Source organism: Burkholderia sp. RF7-non_BP4 (assembly GCF_001521935.1).
Taxonomy (GTDB): domain Bacteria; phylum Pseudomonadota; class Gammaproteobacteria; order Burkholderiales; family Burkholderiaceae; genus Burkholderia; species Burkholderia diffusa.
Genome location: NZ_LOTA01000095.1, coordinates 368,873 through 389,720, shown reverse-complemented (window position 1 = coordinate 389,720; position 20,848 = coordinate 368,873). Strand labels below are relative to the sequence as shown.

At 70.5% G+C, this 20,848-nt stretch carries 18 protein-coding genes; 11 read left to right on the top strand and 7 right to left on the bottom strand.

Annotation, left to right across the window (positions count from 1 at the left end; genetic code table 11):
- On the top strand, positions 1 to 2,814 hold the full coding sequence (gene ligD / locus WS49_RS31710; protein WP_059536969.1) for a DNA ligase D: 2,814 nt from the start codon (positions 1 to 3) through the stop codon (positions 2,812 to 2,814).
- Between the two features lie 14 nt (positions 2,815 to 2,828).
- Here the strand turns inward: ligD and WS49_RS31705 are convergent, their stop codons facing one another.
- Positions 2,829 to 4,151, bottom strand: a complete 1,323-nt coding sequence (locus tag WS49_RS31705) for a cation:proton antiporter (RefSeq protein ID WP_059536966.1) — start codon at positions 4,149 to 4,151, stop codon at positions 2,829 to 2,831.
- Between the two features lie 42 nt (positions 4,152 to 4,193).
- A complete protein-coding gene (locus tag WS49_RS31700; protein ID WP_059536961.1) occupies positions 4,194 to 4,550 on the bottom strand; it encodes a DUF3175 domain-containing protein in 357 nt (118 codons plus the stop codon).
- A 141-nt stretch (positions 4,551 to 4,691) separates the two neighbouring features.
- On the opposite strand from WS49_RS31700, the gene WS49_RS31695 reads away from it, so the two are divergent.
- The 5 genes from WS49_RS31695 (at position 4,692) to WS49_RS31675 (ending at position 7,203) form a co-directional block, all read left to right on the top strand.
- Complete coding sequence (locus WS49_RS31695; protein WP_059536958.1) at positions 4,692 to 5,087, top strand: hypothetical protein; 396 nt, start codon at positions 4,692 to 4,694, stop codon at positions 5,085 to 5,087.
- A gap of 89 nt (positions 5,088 to 5,176) precedes the next feature.
- Positions 5,177 to 5,542, top strand: coding sequence for a DUF3022 domain-containing protein (locus WS49_RS31690; protein ID WP_059537421.1), 366 nt, complete (start codon positions 5,177 to 5,179; stop codon positions 5,540 to 5,542).
- Positions 5,543 to 5,822: 280 nt separating this feature from the next.
- Positions 5,823 to 6,371, top strand: coding sequence for a type 1 glutamine amidotransferase domain-containing protein (locus WS49_RS31685; RefSeq protein WP_059536953.1), 549 nt, complete (start codon positions 5,823 to 5,825; stop codon positions 6,369 to 6,371).
- Between the two features lie 3 nt (positions 6,372 to 6,374).
- On the top strand, positions 6,375 to 6,716 hold the full coding sequence (locus WS49_RS31680) for a DUF1488 domain-containing protein (RefSeq protein WP_059536951.1): 342 nt from the start codon (positions 6,375 to 6,377) through the stop codon (positions 6,714 to 6,716).
- A 262-nt stretch (positions 6,717 to 6,978) separates the two neighbouring features.
- On the top strand, positions 6,979 to 7,203 hold the full coding sequence (locus WS49_RS31675) for a hypothetical protein (RefSeq protein ID WP_059536949.1): 225 nt from the start codon (positions 6,979 to 6,981) through the stop codon (positions 7,201 to 7,203).
- A 48-nt stretch (positions 7,204 to 7,251) separates the two neighbouring features.
- Here the strand turns inward: WS49_RS31675 and WS49_RS31670 are convergent, their stop codons facing one another.
- Positions 7,252 to 8,502: a phosphatidylserine decarboxylase family protein gene (locus WS49_RS31670; RefSeq protein ID WP_059536947.1), complete on the bottom strand. Its 1,251-nt coding sequence runs from the start codon at positions 8,500 to 8,502 to the stop codon at positions 7,252 to 7,254.
- Here WS49_RS31670 and WS49_RS31665 point away from each other — a divergent pair.
- From WS49_RS31665 to arsH, 5 genes are all read left to right on the top strand, one after another.
- On the top strand, positions 8,501 to 8,872 hold the full coding sequence (locus tag WS49_RS31665) for a hypothetical protein (RefSeq protein WP_257127629.1): 372 nt from the start codon (positions 8,501 to 8,503) through the stop codon (positions 8,870 to 8,872). The two genes, WS49_RS31670 and WS49_RS31665, sit on opposite strands and share 2 nt — an antisense overlap.
- Positions 8,873 to 8,985: 113 nt before the next feature.
- On the top strand, positions 8,986 to 9,321 hold the full coding sequence (locus WS49_RS31660; RefSeq protein ID WP_059536942.1) for an ArsR/SmtB family transcription factor: 336 nt from the start codon (positions 8,986 to 8,988) through the stop codon (positions 9,319 to 9,321).
- Positions 9,322 to 9,343: 22 nt separating this feature from the next.
- Entirely contained in the window at positions 9,344 to 9,838 is a 495-nt protein-coding gene (locus WS49_RS31655; RefSeq protein WP_059536940.1) for an arsenate reductase ArsC, read from the top strand.
- 66 nt (positions 9,839 to 9,904) lie between these two features.
- Positions 9,905 to 10,975, top strand: a complete 1,071-nt coding sequence (gene arsB / locus WS49_RS31650) for an ACR3 family arsenite efflux transporter (protein ID WP_059536938.1) — start codon at positions 9,905 to 9,907, stop codon at positions 10,973 to 10,975.
- Positions 10,976 to 10,995: 20 nt separating this feature from the next.
- Positions 10,996 to 11,718 (top strand): arsenical resistance protein ArsH, encoded by a 723-nt coding sequence (gene arsH / locus WS49_RS31645; RefSeq protein ID WP_059536933.1) that lies wholly within the window; start codon positions 10,996 to 10,998, stop codon positions 11,716 to 11,718.
- Between the two features lie 82 nt (positions 11,719 to 11,800).
- Here arsH and treY read toward each other — a convergent pair whose 3' ends face one another.
- The 4 genes from treY to glgX are packed head-to-tail and all read right to left on the bottom strand — an operon-like array spanning position 11,801 to position 20,843.
- A complete protein-coding gene (gene treY / locus WS49_RS31640; RefSeq protein WP_059536930.1) occupies positions 11,801 to 14,566 on the bottom strand; it encodes a malto-oligosyltrehalose synthase in 2,766 nt (921 codons plus the stop codon).
- Positions 14,563 to 16,851 carry a 4-alpha-glucanotransferase gene (malQ, locus tag WS49_RS31635; protein ID WP_059536925.1) on the bottom strand — a complete coding sequence of 763 codons (2,289 nt, stop codon included), beginning with the start codon at positions 16,849 to 16,851 and terminating at the stop codon, positions 14,563 to 14,565. Before malQ ends, treY begins: the two co-directional genes overlap by 4 nt.
- The gene (treZ, locus tag WS49_RS31630; RefSeq protein WP_059536921.1) at positions 16,848 to 18,719 is read right to left on the bottom strand and encodes a malto-oligosyltrehalose trehalohydrolase; all 1,872 of its coding nucleotides are present in this window, start codon (positions 18,717 to 18,719) and stop codon (positions 16,848 to 16,850) included. Before treZ ends, malQ begins: the two co-directional genes overlap by 4 nt.
- Before the next feature lie 9 nt (positions 18,720 to 18,728).
- Positions 18,729 to 20,843, bottom strand: a complete 2,115-nt coding sequence (glgX, locus tag WS49_RS31625; protein WP_059536917.1) for a glycogen debranching protein GlgX — start codon at positions 20,841 to 20,843, stop codon at positions 18,729 to 18,731.
- Between the last annotated feature and the right edge of the window lie 5 nt (positions 20,844 to 20,848).

Genomic DNA, 20,848 nt, shown 5'->3' with positions numbered 1-20,848 from the left:
ATGCCCGGCAAGCTCGATCCCTATCGCCGCAAACGCCACTTCGGCGCGACGCCGGAACCGGAGGGCGCGCACGGGCGTCGGCGCGCGAAGGCGGATGCGACACCTTCCCGGCGCACGCGCGCGGGCACCGGCCATCCGCTGCGCTTCGTGATCCAGGAGCATCATGCGCGGCGCTTGCACTACGATTTCAGGCTCGAACTCGACGGCACGCTGAAGTCGTGGGCCGTGCCGAAGGGGCCGAGCTTCGATCCGTCGGTGAAGCGTCTCGCCGTGCATGTCGAGGACCATCCGCTCGAATATGCGTCGTTCGAAGGCGAGATTCCGGCCGGGCATTACGGCGCGGGGTCGGTCGTCGTATGGGACGAAGGCACGTGGACACCCGACGGCGGCCTCGCGCAGGCACGCGACGGCTATCGCGCGGGCAAGCTCACGTTCCGGCTCGACGGCGAAAAGCTGCACGGCGGCTGGGCGCTCGTGCGCAGCGGGCGCCAGCAAGGGCGACAGGAGCAGTGGCTGCTGATCAAGGAGCGCGACGACGACGCGCGCGACGCGGACGAATTCGACGTCGTCGGCGAGCGGCCGGGGAGTGTGCATGATGGCGCGGCGTCTGCGACGCGCGCGGATTCGGCCGACGGCGCGAAGCATGCGCGCCGGACGCCGCGCGGCCGCGGCGACAAGGCCGCGAAACGCGATGCACGTGGCGCGCGGCACGACGAACACGACGAGCGTGAACGCCCGCCGGCCGATCCGTCCGGGATCGAAGGCGCGGTGCGCGCGCCGCTGCCCGAGCGCGTCGCGCCGCAACTCGCGACGCTGGTCGACGGCCCGCCCACGCAGGGCGACTGGCGCTACGAACTGAAGTTCGACGGCTACCGGATCCTCGCGCGTATCGCGGGCAAGGGCACACGCCGGCATGTGAAGCTGATGACGCGCGAAGGCCGCGACTGGACCGCGAAGCTGCGCGCGCAACGCGATGCGCTCGCCGCGCTCGCTGTCGACGACGCATGGCTCGACGGCGAGGCCGTCGTGCTCGGCGCGCACGGCCTCCCCGATTTCCAGGCGCTGCAGAACGCCCTCGGCGCGGGGCGCTCGGATGCGGTCACGCTGTTCGTATTCGATTTGCCCTTCCTTGACGGTTACGACCTGCGCGACGCGCCGCTCATCGCACGCCGCGCGCTGCTCGAACCGCTGCTGGCCGACAGCGACCCCGCGCGACTGCGCTTTTCGCCCGATCTCGGCGACGACGTCGCGTCGCTGATCGCAAGCGCATGCGATACGGGCCTGGAAGGGCTGATCGGCAAGCGCGCGGACTCGCGCTATCGGGCCGGACGTTCGCCTGCATGGATCAAGCTCAAATGCCGACGCCGGCAGGAGTTCGTGATCGGCGGCTATACCGAGCCGTCGGGCAGCCGCCACGGCTTCGGCGCGCTGCTGCTCGGCGTGCACGAACCGGCGCCGGCCGGCAAGCGGCGACGCGGGCCGACACCGCTGCGCTATGTCGGCCGGGTCGGCACCGGCTTCGACGCACGCATGCTCGACCGGCTTGCCGCGATCCTGCGCAAGCACGAGCGCGACACGCCGCCGTTCGATCCGCCGCCGCGCGAACGCTCGCGCACGCGCGTGCACTGGATCGAACCGACGCTCGTCGCCGAATGCGAATTCGCGGAGTGGACCGGCGACGGCATCGTGCGGCAGGCCGCGTTCGTCGCGCTGCGAGAAGACAAGCCGGCCACGCAGATCGTCCGCGAAGTGCCGAAACAGACGGAAAATGCGGAAACGGAGATGACGATGGATCGACAGCGAACCACGCACGACGACAAACATCCCCGCAAGCACGCGTCGCACGCGGCTCATGAAGCGAATGGCCGCGAACACCACGCGCGTTCACGGTCATCCACCCGCACGGCCGGCGACGATGCCGGCCCGGATCAGCTCGGCCGCGTGCGCATCACCCATCCCGACCGCGTGCTCGACCCGCAAAGCGGCACGCGCAAGATCGATCTCGCGCATTACTGGCAATGGGTCGCGCCGTGGCTGTTGCCGGACCTGAAGGGGCGACCCGTGTCGCTCGTGCGTGCGCCCGGCGACATCGCCGGCGAGCTGTTCTTCCAGAAGCACGCGGAACGCCGCGAGATTCCGTTCGTCACGCAACATGCCGGGCTCGATCCGGGACACGGTCCGCTGCTGTCGCTCGACAGCGTCGACGCGCTGCTCGGCGCCGCGCAGATGGGCACGATCGAACTGCATACGTGGAACGCGCACGCGTCGAACATCGAGCGGCCCGACCGGATCGTGTTCGACCTCGATCCTGATCCCGCGCTGCCGTGGAGCGCGATGATCGAGGCCGCGCAACTCGTGCGCGGGCTGCTCGACGAGCTGGGGCTCGCGTCGTTCTGCAAGACGAGCGGCGGCAAGGGGCTGCATGTGGTCGTGCCGATCACGCGACACCTCGGATGGGACGACGTGAAGGACTTCTCGCGCGCCGTCGCGCAACACGTCGCGAGCGCGCTGCCCGACCGTTTCACCGCGACGATGGGCCCGCGTCATCGTCGCGGCAAGATCTTCATCGATTACCTGCGCAACGGCCGCGGTGCGAGCACGATCGCGGCGTACTCGGCGCGTGCGCGGCCCGGGATGGGCGTGTCGGTGCCGCTGCGCTGGGACGAGGTGCCCGACACGACGGGCGGCGCGCAATGGACGATCGACACGCTGCACGAACGGCTCGACCGGCTCGCGCGCGATCCGTGGGAAGGCTACGACGAGACGCGGCAGCGCATCTCCGCGCAGATGCGCGCGCGGCTCGATGGGTCGTGACGTCGCCGGCGCGGTCAGCGGCGGCGCTGCTGCAGGCGGTAATACCAGTCCATCAGCGGCGTCGCGGAGATGCCGTGCGCGATCACCGACGCCGACACGACGGCCAGCACCGGCGCCGCCAGCGGGCGCACCGCGCTGGACGGTCCGTGTTCGAGCGCGAACAGCAGGTAATAGAACGAGCCGATTCCGCGTATCCCGAACCACGCCATCAGCCGCCGCTGCGCGTGGGTCGCGTGCGAGCCGGTCAGCGACAGCAGCACGGCGAGCGGCCGCACGGCCACGAACAGCACGAGGGCGAGCGCGATAGCGCCCCACGTGATGAGCGGCGCCGACAGCGTCGTGAGCACGCTGCCGATCATCGTCATGATGAGCGCCTCGGCGATCCGTTCGAGCTCGATCGTGAAGTCCAGCACCGATTCGGTCATGAACGCGTGCACCTTCTCCGGATGCTTCTCGGTCGCGACCACGTCTTCCGAATCGATCCGGCCGATCACTTCGCGCGGACGCCGGTCGCCGCTCGCGCGATGCTCGACGCGGCGCATCGCGACGCCCGCGGCGAACGTCGCGATGAAACCGAACGTATTCGCGAGCTGCGCGGCGCCGAACGACAGCACGATCAGCGCGAGTGCGAAGAAGCCTTCGAAGCCGAGCGCCTGCGCGTGGCGGGTGCGCAGCCAGCCGATCGCCTTGGTGGCGGCTGCGCCGAGCACGCCGCCGATCGCAGCCGCGCCCGCGATGCCCCACAGCGCGGCCAGCGCGAATGCGCCCGTCAGCGCCGGCCGCGCGTGCGGCGTGTCGGCCGCGCCGCAGAGCGCGAGGCCGGCGAGCGCGAACGGCAGCGCGATGCCGTCGTTCAGCCCGCCTTCGCCGGACAGCGCGAAGCGCACCAGGTCGCGGTCGCCGGGATCGTGCACCTGCACGTCGTGCGCGAGCACCGGGTCGGTCGGCGCGAGGATCGCCGCGAGCAGCAGCGCGGGGCCCCAGCCGAGCCCGAGCGTCAGCACCGCGCAGCCGGCGAGCAGCGGCACGGTGACGCTCATCGCGAGCAGGCCGAGCCGGCAGGGCACGAGCCACAACGGGTCGGACAGCGGCACGCGCAGCCGCAGCCCGATCGCGAACAGCGACACCAGCAGCGCGACCTCGACGATCTCGCGCAACAGCGACGCGTCGCGTTCGATGTCGAGATGCAGGAGGCCGGCGCCGGACGGGCCGAGCGCGACGCCGAGCGCGAGATAGATCATCGCGCTGCTGCAGGGCAGGTGACGCAGCGCCGATGTCGCGACGCCCATGCCCATCAGCACCGCGCCGACGATCAGATACCACAGCGTTTCATGCATGCGTGCAGGCGGAGCAGGTCGATACGGAGCGGGCGGGGGGCGTCACGGCTTGCGGCCGAACGCCTCGCGCAGTTTCCGCTTCGCGCGTTCGAGCGTCGCGCGGCGTGTTTTCGGCAGGTTGCGGCCCGCGCGGTTCAGATAGAAGTTGAGCATCGACATCGCCGACTGGAACGGCGGCGCCTTGCGGCGGCGGCTGTGTTCGGCCGAGCGCTTGAGCGACGCCGCGATCTCGCCCGGGTCGTCGGACTTGAAGATCGCGGGTTCGATGTCCAGCGCATCGCTCTTTTTCATGACGTCGGCGGACCAGCGCTTGCGATGATGCGGATCGTTGCTGCGCGCGCGGCCGGGGCGGCGCGTCACGCGTTTGCCGTGCGGATGGGAAGCGGAAGCTGAAGGCATGACAGGGCTCCGTACGGGATCGGGATGGGCTGGTCGTGGGACGCGCAAATCGCGTGCCGCGCGTCGCCGACGGCACGCGCCTTGCTGAACCAGGGATGCAGGAAATTCCACGACAGCCATTCCATTGAGGGAGAACGTTCCATGAAGCCAGTATTCGAATCGAAATCTGCCGTGCGCCGGATCCTTGCGTGCGCGGCCGTCGCACTCGTCGCGGCCGCACCGGCCGCGTGGGCACAGAATTCGCAGCGCTCCGACGAGGGCACCGGCGCGCCGATCCTCTCGCCGCCGGACACATCGGCACAAGGCGCCGGCGACAGCATGTCGAACGGCAATACGGCGGCGCCGCCGCCCGCGACCCGCATGCAGGAGCCGCGCGCCATGCGTTCGCACGCGCGGCCGCATGTGCACACCAAGCCAGGCGGCCCGAGCGGCGCCGGCACCGGCGGCAGCGGCAGCACGGGCGGCTCCAATGGCGGCGGCAGCGCGGGGGCGGGCGCGACGGGCGCGGGCGGCGGCGCGGGTTCCAGCGGCTATTGACGATCACGGTGTCGCGCCGGCGACCGGCGCGGTGCGATGGCGGGCGTCGGCCGCGGGGCCGGCACACCGCCACCACGCAGGAGGACATCATGCAATCGAATTCACGGATCTCGATCGACCACGACGAACTGGACACCGACACGGTCGATACCGACGATCTCGATACGACGGTGCATCTCGACGTCGAGACCGGCAGGATCACGTTTCATGCGGCCTGGGCGCTGGCGCCCGATGCGCCGCCCGATACCGCGCGGCACGCCGTGGTGCTCGCACTCGACTGCGACACGATGGAGCGCTATGCGGATCTCGACGACGGCGCGCGGATGCGCGTGCACGCGATGCTGCACGATGCCGTGCAGGCCACGCTCGACACGCTGCCCGACGTTACCGAGGACCTGACGCTGACGGTCGAGCTGACCGACGCGATGCTCGATGCGGCGCGTCACTTGCAGTGAGCGTGTCGGGCCGATAGCGACCCGCGCACGGGCGCGGCCTTGCATGACGGCGCCGGGCGGCAGTCGCCGCCAGTCGCGTTACATCCCGTTGAAATCTTTGCAGACGCGGCACGGCGCGGCGTGACTCAGGCCCCCACGCGTCACGCGGGGGCGCGCGTGCGTGAGGCCGCCCAGCGATTGCGGGTCGCGCCCCACCGACGCGATCGTGCGCGCGGCACGCAAATTGCTGCGCGACGGGCATGGCACGACGGGTGCCGCAACATCAACAGGGAGGCGCTCCATGATCGGCAAGTTGGACCATTGCAAGGTGGCGATACTCGCGGTCGACGGTTTCGAGGAAGCCGAGCTCGTCGAGCCGCAGCGCGCGCTCGAGGCCGAAGGCGCGCAGGTCGACGTGATTTCGCAGAAGCGCGGCGAGATCCAGGGGCTCAGGCACGTCGACAAGGGCGATCGCGTGAAGGTCGACCGTACGTTCGACGACGCGCGCGAAGGCGACTACGACGCGGTCGTGCTGCCGGGTGGCGTCGTCAACGGCGACGCGATCCGGATGCTGCCGGCCGCGCGCGAATTCGTGACGGCGGCGGTCGGTGCGGGCAAGCCGATCGCCGCGATCTGTCACGGCGGCTGGCTGCTCGTATCGTCCGGGCTGGTGGACGGCCGCACGATGACGAGCTGGCCGAGCCTGCAGGACGACATCCGCAACGCGGGCGGCAAGTGGGTCGACCAGGAGGTCGTGCGCGACGGCAACCTGATCACGAGCCGCAAGCCCGACGATCTGCCCGCATTCAACGGCACGCTGGTGCAGTGTCTCGCGTCGCGGGGAGGCTGAGCGATGCCGGCCGATTCCGTCCATCACGTGACGCTGACCGACGCGCCGCCCGAGTTCGACGGTGCGGCGCTGCAGATGCGCTTCGTCGTCGAGGTCGACGGGAAACCGCTCACGTGCGCGATCACGGTCGAGGCGCTCGAGGACCATTTCGGCGCGCGCTCCGCGCTCGAAGCGGACCTGCGCGACGCGTTCGAGCGCGGCCGTGCGCGCATCGAGGCCGCGTGCGAGGAAGTGCTCGCGGACGGCAAGGGCGGCGTGGAGCTGCATAGCGGCTATTTCCGCGTGCGCGACAAGGCGGCGGGCAAAACGGCGCGGGCCGGGCTGTTTCGTTCGAGGAAGTCGTGAGCCGCGCGGCTGCGGAATGCCGGCGCGGGCCGGCCGGCGCACCGTGCGCGTGCTCGCTTACACACCATTGAAAACTTTGCAGCGGCCATCACGCGGTTTGCGGTGACACATCGCGCCGCGCGCCGGTCGCGCACGGGGCGGCCGCGTCCCACAATCTGGCACGCTCCCTGCATGCTTCTGTCGTCGCCGGCGCACGTTTCGCGCCGTGCGTCGCCGCGATGCCGCCGCTGCATCGTGCGAAGCCTTCAACGGGGAAACAAGCATGCTGACCGCCCATGAATTCGCCGCGCTGTTCCTGGTGCATCGCGCACCGGAACAGATCCAGACCGACCGCGAGGACATCGTCGCGCTGGTCGAACGACAGTTGATCGTGATGTGCCCGGATGCGTCGGGCACGAGTCGCCCGGCTTTGACCGCCGACGGGTTGACCGTCGTCCGGTGCGTGCAGCGGCACGACGGCCGCGACGCCGGCGATCTCGACGCGTGACACGCGATGCATGATGCATGACACCCGCACGCGTGGCCGACGCGCGGTTCAGCGTGCGATCGCGACCGGCGCGTTGACCTGCACGACCGGTGTATCGCCGTCGAACGGCGGCGCGAACGGGAAGCGGTCGATCACGCCGGTCTCGAACAGCAGGCAGCAGGTCGAGCCGCCGTACTGGAAATAGCCGATCTCGTCACCCTTGTCGACGCGCTGCCCCGGCACGACTTCGACGATGCAGGACGAGACGTCGCCCATGCCGACGAACACGGCCGCGACGGTTCCAATCCCGGGATCGTCGCAGTCGATCGCGACGATCGCGCGCGCGGCGACGGCCGTCATGTAGCCCTGCGAATCGTTGAGGCCGGCCGGGTCCGGGCCTTCCGCCTCGGCGACCGAATAGTAGGTGCCGTCGACCCGGTACGCATGCGTGACGGTGCCGCGCACCGGCGCGTGCCAGCGATGATAGTTGTACGCGCTCAGATACGCCTGGTACAGATCGCCGCCGACGAACCGTTCGGCGAGCGGCAGCCGCGCGGGCGTGAAGATGTCGCGCAGCGAGTAAGGCTGGCCCTTGACCCAGAACGTGTCGCGGATCTTCACGTTCGATGCGGTGTGATACGGCGCGGCCTCGCATGCGCTGACGATCACGTGCGCATCGTCCGGCGCCGCGACCGGCCGCGCGCCCGCGCGAAAGCGTCGCGTGAAGAAGTCGTTCCACGAGTCGAAGCCCCAGTGCGGCTGGTCCTCGCGATACTGGAACTGCGACAGGCCGAGACGCTTGCGCGCTTCGTCGCAGAACCAGCCGTCGGGCGGCGACGTGTCGAGATGCGCGCGCGAATGCGGGCCGCCGAGGAAATCGCACCACACGTTCAGCACCTGCTTCAGGTGCGCGTTGACCGCCGCGTCGCGAAACACCGCGTGGCCCGACGGCATGCACATCGGCCAGTCGAGGAACGCGTTCAGCGGGCACACGATCAGGCTCGTTTCGCTGAATGGCGGCGTATAGGTCATCAGGTGATCGATCACCGTCATCAGTTCGCCGATCGAGGTGTAGCCGAGCGTGCGGCCCGCTTCGCGTGCCTCGTCGATCGCGCGGGTCAGGCTCATGCGCAGCACCGCGTCGTCGTCGAACAGCCGCGCGAGTTCCTGCACGGCCGGCGTGCGCAGCCGTTCGCCCGCATGCGCGCGTGCGTCGTTCGCGATGCCCTCGCGGTATGCGGCCATGTGCGATTCCTCGCGGGCCATCCATTCGCCGAGGCGATGGCGCGTGGCGGGCGACGTGCTGGGATCGGTCGGCATGCTCACCTCCGGCAAGGATTGCGATACGAACGCAGGTAGCAAGGCGCTTGCCCGGTGCGCGGCACCGAAATTGCTGCGCTCGGGCGACGGATGCTTTCACCGACACAGGAGAGGACACATGAGCGCAGCTTCGAATGTGCGACAGACGAACGATGCGGCGTCGACCGACGAGCGCCGCAGCGGTGAACAGCGGACCGTGGCGCCGACCCGCACGCGGGCACGGGTGCGCGCGTCGACGTCGCATAACGATGCGCGGCGGGCCGAACGCGGTGGCGGGAACGGCCCGGTGGCGCCGAGCCGCGGTCACGAGACCGGCGAGCCGCATTGGGAGGATGACGGCGGCGCGATGCCGCCGGAAGAGTGGTCGTGACTTCGAGCGCCTGCTGTTCGCCCGTCGGTCGCTCGGGGCCATAGGTTCGATCGCGGGTAACCATGGATGCGGCGCCGATTTCTTCATTTCCATATTTCGAGTATTATCGAAATATGGAAATGAACCAGACCATCGCCGCCCTGTCGGCCCTCGCGCACGAGTCGCGCCTCGCCGTATTCCGCGCGCTCGTGCAGGCCGGCCCGTCAGGCTTGCCTGCCGGGCAAATCGCGACGCTGCTCGACGTGCCGCCGTCGTCGCTGTCGTTTCATCTGAAGGAACTGGCCCACGCGCAACTCGTCACGAGCCGCCAGGAAGGCCGCTTCGTGTTCTATTGCGCGAACTTCGCGACGATGAACGGGCTGATCGGCTACCTGACCGAGAACTGCTGCGGCGGCAATCCGTGCACGCCGGCCACCGCCTGTTCGACCTCCTGCTCCGATCCAACGTAAGCACACGTCCACGCACCCGCCGATGACCACCAACGTCCTGATCCTCTGCACCCACAACTCCGCCCGCAGCGTGCTCGCGGAGGGCATGCTCAATCACTGGGCCGCGAAACTCGGCCGCGACGTGCGCGCCTACAGCGCCGGCAGCGCGCCGAGCGGCCGGCTCAATCCGTTCGCGCTGGACGCGTTGACGCGCGCGGGCGTCAACGTCACCGGCTACCGCAGCAAGAGTTGGGGCGAATTCGTCGGCGACGGCGCGCCGCGGATGCGCATCGTCATCACGGTATGCGACAGCGCGGCCGCGGAGGCTTGCCCGTACTGGCCCGGCAGCCCGGTGAAAGTGCACTGGGGCTACGCCGATCCGTCGAACGCCGAGGGTGGCGATGCAGGCAAGCGGCTCGCGTTCGAACTAACGCGCGAGGCGATCGGTTACCGGATGCTGCAACTGCTGGCGTTGCCGCTCGACCGGTTGAGCGACGCCGAACTCCAGGCGGCGTTGATCGACATCTCGCGGAACTGAGCGCCCGCACGGGGCACGCGCGAACTCGTGTGCCCCGTGCGTTTTTCCAGCATCGAATCCTGTCCGATGAATACGTCCAACACCATCCCGCCTTGCAACGCCGCCGCGAAGCCGGCGATCAACTTCTTCGAACGCTATCTGACGGTCTGGGTCGCGCTGTGCATCGTCGCCGGCATCGCGCTCGGCCAGGTGCTGCCCGGCCTGTTCCAGCGGATCGGCCGCATCGAGTACGCGCAGGTGAACCTGCCGGTCGGATTGCTGATCTGGGTGATGATCATCCCGATGCTTGTGAAGGTCGACTTCGGCGCATTGCATGAAGTGCGGCAGCACGTGAAGGGGATCGGCGTCACGCTCGCCGTGAACTGGCTCGTCAAGCCGTTCTCGATGGCTTTCCTCGGCTGGCTGTTCATCCGCCAGCTGTTCGCGCCGATGCTGCCGGCGGACCAGCTCGACAGCTACGTCGCCGGCCTGATCCTGCTGGCCGCCGCGCCGTGCACGGCGATGGTGTTCGTGTGGAGCCGGCTCACGGGCGGCGATCCGCTGTTCACGCTGTCGCAGGTCGCGCTGAACGACAGCATCATGGTGATCGCGTTCGCGCCGCTGGTCGGGCTGCTGCTGGGGATGTCCGCGATTACCGTGCCGTGGGCGACGCTGCTCACGTCGGTGCTGCTCTACATCGTGATTCCGGTCATCCTCGCCCAGCTCTGGCGCAAGCGGCTGCTGCGGAGCGGGCAGGCGGCGTTCGATGCCGCGATGGCGAGGATTGGCCCGTGGTCGATCGCCGCGCTGCTCGCGACGCTCGTGCTGCTGTTCGCGTTCCAGGGCGAGGCGATCCTCAAGCAGCCGCTGGTGATCGCGCTGCTCGCGGTGCCGATCCTGATCCAGGTGTTCTTCAACGCGGCGCTCGCATACTGGCTCAACCGCGCGGTGGGCGAGAAGCACAACGTCGCGTGCCCGTCCGCGCTGATCGGCGCATCCAATTTCTTCGAGCTCGCCGTCGCGGCCGCGATCAGCCTGTTCGGTTTTCACTCCGGTGCGGCGCTTGCGACCGTCGTCGGCGTGTTGATCGAGGTGCCGGTCATGCTGCTGGTGGTGCGCATCGTGAACCGGTCGAAGGGCTGGTACGAGCGCGCCTGAGCCAACCACGGAATCCATTCATGACCGACCGATTGACCGACCTGCCGCAACTCGACCCCGAACTCTTCCGCGTGCCGGACGCGAGCCGCTTGCGGCCGGCGTCGCCGTCCACGCATCCGCCGCGTTTCCTGCTGCTGTACGGTTCGCTGCGCGAGCGTTCGTTCAGCCGCCTGCTGGTCGAGGAGGCCGAGCGCCTGCTCACGGCGATGGGTGCCGAGGTGCGCGTGTTCAATCCGAGCGGTCTGCCGTTGCCCGACGATGCGCCCGAGAGCCACCCGAAGGTCGTCGAGCTGCGCGAACTGGTGCTGTGGTCGGAAGGGATGGTGTGGTGCTCGCCGGAACGACACGGCGCGATGACCGGCATCATGAAGTCGCAGATCGACTGGATTCCGCTGTCGGTCGGCGCCGTGCGGCCGACGCAGGGCAAGACGCTCGCGGTGATGCAGGTCAGCGGCGGCTCGCAGTCGTTCAACGCGGTGAACCAGATGCGCGTGCTCGGGCGCTGGATGCGCATGCTGACGATCCCGAACCAGTCGTCGGTGGCGAAGGCGTTCATGGAATTCGACGAAGCGGGGCGGATGAAGCCGTCGGCCTATTTCGATCGCGTGGTCGACGTGATGGAGGAACTGGTGAAGTTCACGCTGCTGACGCGCGACATCGGTCCGTATCTGGTCGACCGGTACAGCGAGCGCAAGGAGAGCGCGGAGGCATTGTCGAAGCGGGTGAATCAGCGGGCGATTTGAAGTCGCGGTGTGTGCGTCGTCTCGCAAGTCGCAATCGATATCGGCAGCGCGGCGAGCACGATCCATACCGATCCGGACCGACTCAATCCCGAACGCGTGCCGCGACCAGCACCGCAACCGGCAACGCGGCCAGACAGCGATCGAGCCGAATCACGCCGCCCGGCGCCGCGACTTCGCTACCGTCGCTCAGCCAGTCGATCCACCGCTCGCCGGCGGCGCGCGGCACGACCACGGCCGTATCGCCCCATTCCCGTGGTTCCACGCGCGGCAGCGCCGGCGCTTCGCCGAGCAGCCGGCACGCGAGCCGTGTCACCGCGACCACGACCGTCGCCGCTTCGTCGCAGCGCGCGAACGCCACCGCATGCCGCCCGAGTTTTCCGCGCACGCGCAGCGGCACGTACGCGCCGTCCGCGAACGTGGTCGGCCAGCGCGCGCGCAACGCGAGCATCCGCTCGACGAGCGCGCGCTTCACCCGCGCGTCGGGCCAGTCGCGCAGGTACGCGGCGACCGGCTCGTCGACCCGCTCGGCCGCCAGCTTCGCAAACGGCACGTCGCGCCGGTTGTCCGGATCGACGAGCGAGTGATCCCATGACTCGGTACCTTGATACAGATCGGGCACGCCCGGCGACGCCATCCGCAACGCCGCCTGCGCGAGACTGTTGACGACGCCGGCCGGCGCGAGCCGCGCGACGAATGCATGCAGGCGATGCACGAAATCGCCCGTGCCGTGCGGCGTCAGGATCGCGCGGACGAACGCCTCGCAAGCGCGCTCGTAGTCCGCGTCCGGCACGAGCCAGTCCGTGTGCCGTTTCGCCTCGCGCAGCGCCTTCGTCTGCCACCGCACCACGCGCTCCGTGAGCGCCGCGAGTCCGGCCGCATCGTCCGGCGCGAGCCCCGGCGGCCAGCAGCCGACGAGCGTCTGGTACAGCATCGCCTCCGCGGAAGGCCCGGGCGTCCAGGCAAGATCGCGATGTGCGCCGCCGCGCCGAGGCTGGTTCAACGCGGACCAGTCGAGCGACACCGTGCGCCACAGGTCCGGCACTTCGCTCAGCACCGCGAGCCGCGCGCGCGCATCTTCGCCGCGCTTGTGATCGTGCGTCGCCGTCGCGACGAGCGTATGCGGCGCGGTGCGCGCGCGTCGCCGGTTGCGTGCATGGAACGCGCCGCGCGACAGGCCGAACTCGCCGGCATCAGCGCCGACCTCGTTGCGCGACAGCAGCCGTCCGTAGCGATAGTTGGCCGTGTCCTCGACGCCCTTCGCGGCTAACGGCGCGGTGAGCTGCGCGAACGCGACACGCGCCGCGTGCAGCGCCGCGGCATCCGCGCGCGGCACACGCGTGCCGGGCAGCCCGAGCCAGCCGGCGACGCGATCGAGCGCGTAGCGATCGGACGGATCGATCGTGGCGCACGCCGCGTCGTACGCGCGCGCCAGCACGCGGCGATCGGAGGCGGTCGCCTCTTCGCCGAGGGTCGGGTACATCCGGTACACGGGCAGATGCACGGCGAGCTCGCCCAGCACCCGATGGATCGCAATCCTGCTGATGTCGCGCGTCGCGGGTGCGGCGCGGGCGACGCGGTGCAACGCCCGCGCGACGCGTTCATGCTCGCCCGCAAGCTGCCGTGTCAGCACGCGCCGCTTGCCGGCCACCGCTTCCCGAGCGAACGAGCGCGACGATCCCGACACGGCTGCCCAGTGCGCGGCGAGCGGCGCGGCGCCGGCCGGGTCGTGCAGCAGCGCGGCGACGTCGTTCATGAAGTCGTAGCCGGTCGTGCCGTCGACGCGCCAGTCCTCGCGCAGCGTCTCGCCCGGCGCGAGGATCTTCTCGACGACGACATACGGCCGCTCGTCGCGCTGCGCGGCGAGCCGCGCATGCAGGCGCCGGCAGTACGCGCGCGGGTCGGCGAGGCCGTCGACGTGATCGACGCGCAGGCCGTCGATGAAGCCGGCCGCATGCAGTTCCAATGGCAGCGCGTGCACCGCGTCGAACACCGCATCGTCTTCGACGCGCACGGCCGCGAGCGTCGCGATGTCGAAGAAGCGCCGCCAGTTCAGTTCGTCGGCGGCCGTGCGCCACCATGCGAGCCGGTAATGCTGGCGTTCGAGCAGCCGGTGCAGGCACGCGCGCGAGCGCGCGCGGCGTGGATCGGCGCCGCGCAGAATCGCGTCGAACGCATGCGGGCCGTGGGTGGCGGCATAGTCGCGCAGCGCCGTGTGCGCATCCGCGAGGCGCGCGCTGCCGCGAATCGCCGCGGCAGCGAAACGTTCGGCGAGGGCGTTCAGGTCCGCACGATTGGTGATGCGCAGGATTTCCGCATAAGTGGCGGCGGCGACCGGCAACCTCCTGCCCGGGCATGCGATGAAGAAGCATCCGGCCGCAGCATCGGCGCCCAGCGTGATGTCGCCGGCCGCGAGCGCGTCGCCGTACGGCGCGCCGAGGCAGGGCAGCAGCACCTTGCCGTCGAGTGCCGCATCGGGCGAATGCCAGTCGATGTCGAAGTAGTGCGCGTACGGGCTGGCCGGCCCCCATTCGAGCACGTCGTTCCACCAGCCGTTCGATGCGCCGCCGACGCCCATGTGGTTCGGCACGATATCGACGATCACGCCGAGGCCGCGCGCACGCAGCGCGTCGACGAGGCGGCGGAAGCCGGCTTCGCCGCCGAGTTCCGCGTTGATCGCGCGATGGTCGACGGTGTCGTAGCCGTGCGTCGAGCCGGGCTCGGCCGTCGTGATCGGCGACAGGTACAGGTGGCTCACGCCGAGCCGCGCGAAATAGTCCGCATGCGCGGCCGCGTCGTCGAACGTGAAGCCTGCATGCAGTTGCAACCGGAGGGTCGCGCGCGGGGTCATGCTTCGTCCTCCGGTGCGTCGCGCGCGCGCTCGATCGCCGCGATGCGTGTGCGCACGTCGGCGTCGAACAGCGCGTCGACCGTGCGCGGCAGCCGGCGCAGCCAGTTCGGATGGCCGCATGGCGGGCCGGGCAGGTTCGGCTGTTCGGGCAGTGCGAGCAGATCCTCGAGCGGCACGATCGCGAGCGGCGACGGGCTGCGCGCGACGTACGCGAGGACGGCGCCGACGGGCGGCGCATCGGCGGGCGGGATCGGATCGCTCGCCGGTGCGCAGCCCGCGTGCTGCAACGCGCGCCACAGCATCGCGCGGTCGGTGGCACGTTCGGCCCGGGCGGCCGCGAGGTGCGGGGCGGGCGACGGTGTGTCCGGTGCGGAGGGCGCGCCGTGGCTGCCATCCGTGGCCGGCGTATCGTCACGCATGACCGATTCGTTCCGTTCATCGCGGCCCGAGCCGCGTGCGGCCGCGGCGCGACCGATGTCGTCGCCGGCATCGTGTGCACGCGCGACGCGCTGCACGTGGCCGCTCCGGTCCGCCGCGCCTGCATGATTGGCCGAATCGGCATCGGCCACGACCCGCCGCCATTCGAGATCGACACCACGCCACCAGCCGGCCAGGGTCGGCAGATCATGCGTCGACGTCATCGCGATCGTGTCGCGATCCCACGCCGACGGCGGCCGAAACGCGCGATCGGCTTCACGTTCGAACCACAGCACGCGCATCCCCGCGATACCCTGCGCACCGAGCCGCTCGCGGAATCCTTCCGGCACCGTGCCGAGATCCTCGCCGATCGCGACCGCGCGATGCCGTGCCGCCTCCAGCGCGACGAGCCGCACGAGATCGTCGAACGGGTAGCGCAGGTACGCGCCGTCGCGCGGCGACCGGCCCTCCGGCACGATCCACATCCGCGCGAAGCCGAGCACGTGATCGATGCGGATCCCGCCCGCATGCGCGAAGGCCGCGCGCAGCAGCTCGACGAACGGCGCGAAGCCGTTCGCGCGCAGCGCGGCGGGCGTCCACGTCGTCACGCCCCATGCCTGGCCGTCCGCATTGAACAGGTCGGGCGGCGCGCCGACCGACACGCCGCGCAGCAACGTCGCGCCGTGCGCCCACGCATCGCTGCCGGCCTGATCGGAGCCGACCGCGAGATCGGCGATCAGCCCGATCGTCATCCCCGCATCGCGCGCCGCGTGCTGTGCGTTGTCGAGCGCGTCCGACGCGCACCATTGCAGGAACGTATGGAACGCGATCGTCTCGGCGTGCGCATGCGCGAAGGCGTCGACCTCGGACGACGCCGGCGTCCGCCACTGCGCGGGCCATTGCCGCCAGTCCGCGCCGATCCCGTGTTCGATGCAGAACGCCTGCAGCGCGTCGAAGCGCGCATGCGCGTCGAGCGCCGCGCCGCCGGCCGCGCGGAACCGCTCGAACGCGTCGCGCGACGGCTCGCCGTTCGCGCGCCACGCGTCGAAGCACGCGCGCAGCCGGCGCAGCTTCAGCGGCAGCACGTGCGGCCAGTCGATCAGCGGCGCGTCGCCCGCGTTGGCGATGTCCGGCGCCGCACCGCGCATTCGCCGCACGATGTCGGCCCCCGGCACCGCATCGCAGTCGAGATACGCGACGTTGTGCCAGCGCCGCGACGACGGCGAATACGGACTGTCGTGTTCGGGCAGCGCCGGATACCCGGCATGCGTCGGACTGATCGCGACCGCGTGCGCGCCGTGCCGCGCCGCGCGCGTGGCGAGGCCGGCGAGCGCGGTGTAGTCGCCCGCGCCGTCGTCGCCCGCGCGGCGCAGGCTGTAAATCTGAGCCGCGATGCCCCAGCGACGCTGCGCGTCCGGCGCGCCGTCGCGGGCGTCGAACGGCCGGGTCCGCGGCGGCGCGATCGCAAGGCCGATCCGTTGCTCGCCGATGTCGAGCGCGTGATAACCGGGCAGCGCGAGCGGCGGCAGCGTGCCGTGTTCGCCCGCGCCGGTCACGCGCCCGTCGACGTGTCCGCCCGTTTCAAGTGAAATCCGGAAGCGCGCGCCGGGCGGTGCGACATCGCGCGGCAGCGTGAGCGGCACGCCGGCGTCGCCGGTCACGACGCGCGGCGTCGCGTCGTGCGCGTCGGCGAGCGCCGCCGCGCTGTCGACCCGCTCGATCGGCGTGCCGCACGGCCAGCCGAGCGCATCGACGAGCGCGATGAGCGCGTCGTCGTCCACTCGCCGGGCGACGCCGCCCGAATCGACCCAGTCGGGCTCCAGCCCGGCCGCACGCGCGAGATCGGCGATCGCGACGTCGGTCGTCATGGCCGCGTATGCCCGTTCGAGCGGTGGCTCAGCGCATCGTGGTTCACCGCGCCGTCGCGCCACGCGATGCAGGTGCGCGCGGGCAGCCGCGCGTCGGCCAGCCGGTCGCGCGCGCGCGGCGGCGTCTCGAACACGATCTTGCCGACCGGCAGCGCGGGCAGCATCGCGTCGTGCGAGCCGGGATTGAACGCGATCGTCAGCGTGCTGCCGTCGCCGAGCCGCCAGCGTGCGACGAGCGCCTCCGCGGCGCCGTCGCCGTTGCAGGCCAGCAGCTCGACGCCGAGCGCGCGGGCGCCCGGCAGGTGCGGCGTCACGAGCGCCGCGCGCACGGTCAGCGCGCTGCGATAGAAGCGCCGCCACGCGTCGGCGTCGGGCCATGCGTCCTCACCCGCATGGCCGGGCGACGAGCGCACGAAGGTGCCGACGTCGTTCGGATCGGGAATCGCGTCGCGATGCGCGGGATCGGCGAACGCGGGAAACGCGGCGAACTCGCGGCGCCGGCCTTCGCGCACGGCGTCGGCGAGCGCGCCGCGATAGTCGGTGAAGAACTGGAACGGCTGCGTGCTGCCGTCTTCCTCGCCCATGAACAGCAGCGGAATCTGCGGCGCGAGCAACATCAGGGCGGTGGCCGCGCGCACCGCGTCGTCGTTCGCGAGCGCGCGCAGCCGTTCGCCGAACGCGCGGTTGCCGATCTGATCGTGATTCTGCAGGAACGTGACGAACGCGGTCGGCGGCAAATGCGCGCTCGACTCGCCGCGCGGCGCGCCGCCGTGCAGCGGCGATGGCTCGCCCTGGTACGCGAACCCTTCGCCGAGCGTGCGCGCGAGATGGCGCAGCGGCGCATCGGCGTACGCGCGGTAATAGCCGTCGCGCTCGCCGGTCAGCAGCACGTGCGCGCTGTTGTGGAAATCGTCGTTCCACTGCGCGTCGAAGCCGTCGGGCCCGAGCAGGCTCGCCGCATTGCGTTCGTTCTCGAGCACCAGGTGCACGTGACGCGCGTCACCCGCATACGCGCGCACGCGGCGCGCGAGCGTGAGCAGCCACGCGTCGTCGTCGATCGCATGCGCGGCGTCGATGCGCAGGCCGTCGAAACGGAATTCGTCGAGCCAGTACAGCGCGTTGTCGATGAAGAACGCGCTCGTCTGCGCGCGCGAGAAGTCGATCGCGGGCCCCCATGCGGTCTGCCGGTCCGTGCGGAAGAATTCCGGCGCATAGCGTGGCAGCAGGTTGCCCTCGGGGCCGAAATGGTTGTACACGACGTCGAGCAACACCTGCAGCCCGAGCCCGTGCGCCGCGTCGACGAGCGCCTTCAGTTCCTCGGGCCGTCCGTACGACGCGTCGGGTGCGAACGGCAGCACGCCGTCGTACCCCCAATTGCGCGTGCCGGGAAACGCGTTGACGGGCATCAGCTCGATCGCGGTCACGCCGAGCGCGGCGATCTCCCGCAGGCGCCGCTCGACGTTCGCATAGCCGCCGCACGCACCGACGTGCAGTTCGTACAGCACCGTCTCGTGCCAGGGCCGGCCGCGCCACGCGTCGTTGCGCCAGCGGTACGCGGCGGGATCGACGACCTGGCTCGGGCCATGCACGCCGTTGGGCTGAAAGCGCGACGCGGGATCGGGCACGGCGAGGCCGTCGTCGAGCAGGAAGCGGTACAGCGTGCCGGGGCCATACGGCGCGACGACCTCGAACCAGCCGTCGCCGGCGGCCGGCATCGGGATTCGCTGCTCGCCATGCAGTTCGACCGTGGCCGTGCGGCTCGCGGGTGCCCACAGGCGAAAGCGCGTGTGTGCTGCGTCGATGCAGGTCGCGCCGAACGACGACGCGAACGCGTGCGTGCCGGGCGGATGGGCGGTACGTGACGTCATGGCGGTACCTCACGAGGGCGGGGATGGCGGCACGGCCGCGACCGCGATCACGGCGGCGTGCGCGGCGACGTCGAGGCCGGCCTCCGGCCACGAGCGCGGGCCGGCGTCGGGTGTCGCGGTGTCGAGCAGCACGCGGTAGTCGAGCACCGGCGCGGGCAGCTTGAACGTAATGGCATGGGTCGACGCATTCAGCATCACGAGCAACGCCTCGGTGCGCCCGGTGCGGCCCGTGCCGACCCGACGCATCGTCAGCGCGCGGCGCTCGCCGTCCTCCCACGCAGGCACGCTCATCGCGCCGCCGCGTTCGTCGAACCAGTCGATCTCGTGCATCCCGGGCGCGCCGTCGCGGTCGCCCGACGGATAGCGCGGCGCGGACATCACCGGATACATGCGCCGCAGCGCGGCGAGCCGCGACACGAAGCGCATCATCTGCTCGCCTTCGTCGCTGTGCGCAAGGTCCCAGTCGAGCCACGACAGTTCGTTGTCCTGGCAATACGCATTGTTGTTGCCATGCTGCGTGCGGCCGAATTCGTCGCCGGCGACGATCATCGGCGTGCCGAGCGCGGTGAACAGCGTCGCCAGCATCGAGCGCGCGACGCGCGCGCGCAGGTCGCGGATCGACGCGTCGTCGGTCGCGCCCTCGACGCCCCAGTTCGCGCTGCAGTTGTCGTCGCGGCCGTCGCGATTGTCCTCGCCGTTCGCGTCGTTGTGCTTGTGCGCATACGACACGAGATCGGCGAGCGTGAAGCCGTCGTGCGCGGTGACGAAGTTCACCGACGCCCACGTATGGCGCCGTTGATGATTGAACAGGTCGGCCGAGCCCGCGAGGCGCGCGGCGAGTTCGGGGCGCTGCCTGGCGTCGCCGCGCCAGAAGCGCCGCACGGTGTCGCGAAAGCGGTCGTTCCATTCGGCGAAGCCGGGCGGGTGGCGGCCGAGCTGATAGCCGCCGGGGCCGAGGTCCCACGGCTCGGTGATCAGCTTGCGCTGCGCGAGCACCGGGTCCTGCCGCAGCGCGTCGAAGAACCCCGCGCCCGGCTCGAAGCCGTGATCCTCGCGGCCGAGCGTCACGCCGAGATCGAAACGGAAGCCGTCGATGTTGAACGCGGTGGCCCAGTAGCGCAGCGAGTCCATCACCATCTGCACGACGCGCGGGTGCGACATGTTCAAGGTGTTGCCGCAGCCGGTCTCGTCGACGTGGTAACGCGGGTCGTCCGGCCGCAGCCGGTAGTAGCTCGCGTTGTCGAGGCCGCGCCACGACAGCGTCGGGCCGAGCTCGTTGCCTTCGCACGTGTGGTTGTAGACGACGTCGAGCACGACCTCGATGCCGGCCGCATGCAGCTGCCGGATCGCGATGCGCATTTCGTCGAGCCGCCGCGTCGACAGATACGACGGCTCCGGCGCGAAGAACGCGGCCGTGTCGTAGCCCCAGTAGTTGCGCAGCCCGCGGTTCACGAGCGCGCGCTGTTGCAGGAACGCGTGCACGGGCAGCAGCTCCACCGTGGTCACGCCGATCGACAACAGGTGATCGATGAACGCCGGATGCGCGAGCGACGCGAAGGTGCCGCGTTCCGGCGCACGCAGCCCGGCGCGCCGCATCGACGCGCCGCGCACGTGGGCCTCGTAGATCACGGTGCTGCGCCACGGCACGTCCGGGCGCCGGTCGGTGCGCCAGTCGAACGCCTCGTCGACGACCACGGCCTTCGGCATCGCGGGCGCCGAGTCGCGGCGGTCCATCGACAGGTCCGCGCGGTTCGAATGCACGCGATAGCCGAACAGCGCGTCGGACCAGCGGAAATGACCGACCAGCTTGCGTGCGTACGGGTCGAGCAGCAGCTTGGTCGGATTGAAGCGATGGCCATGCTGCGGCTGGTACGGGCCGTCCGCGCGAAAGCCGTACACGGTGCCCGGATGCGCGTTCGGCAGGTAGCCGTGCCACACCTCGTCGGTGCATTCGGGCAGGTCGAGCCGCGCGAGTTCCTTGCGGCCGGTCGGATCGAACACGCACAGCTGGATGCGCTGCGCATGTGCGGAAAACACCGCGAAGTTGGTGCCGAGACCGTCCCAGGTCGCACCGAGCGGATAGGCGCGGCCGGGATCGAGTCGGGATGGCAAGGCGGTCGGCATGGGGA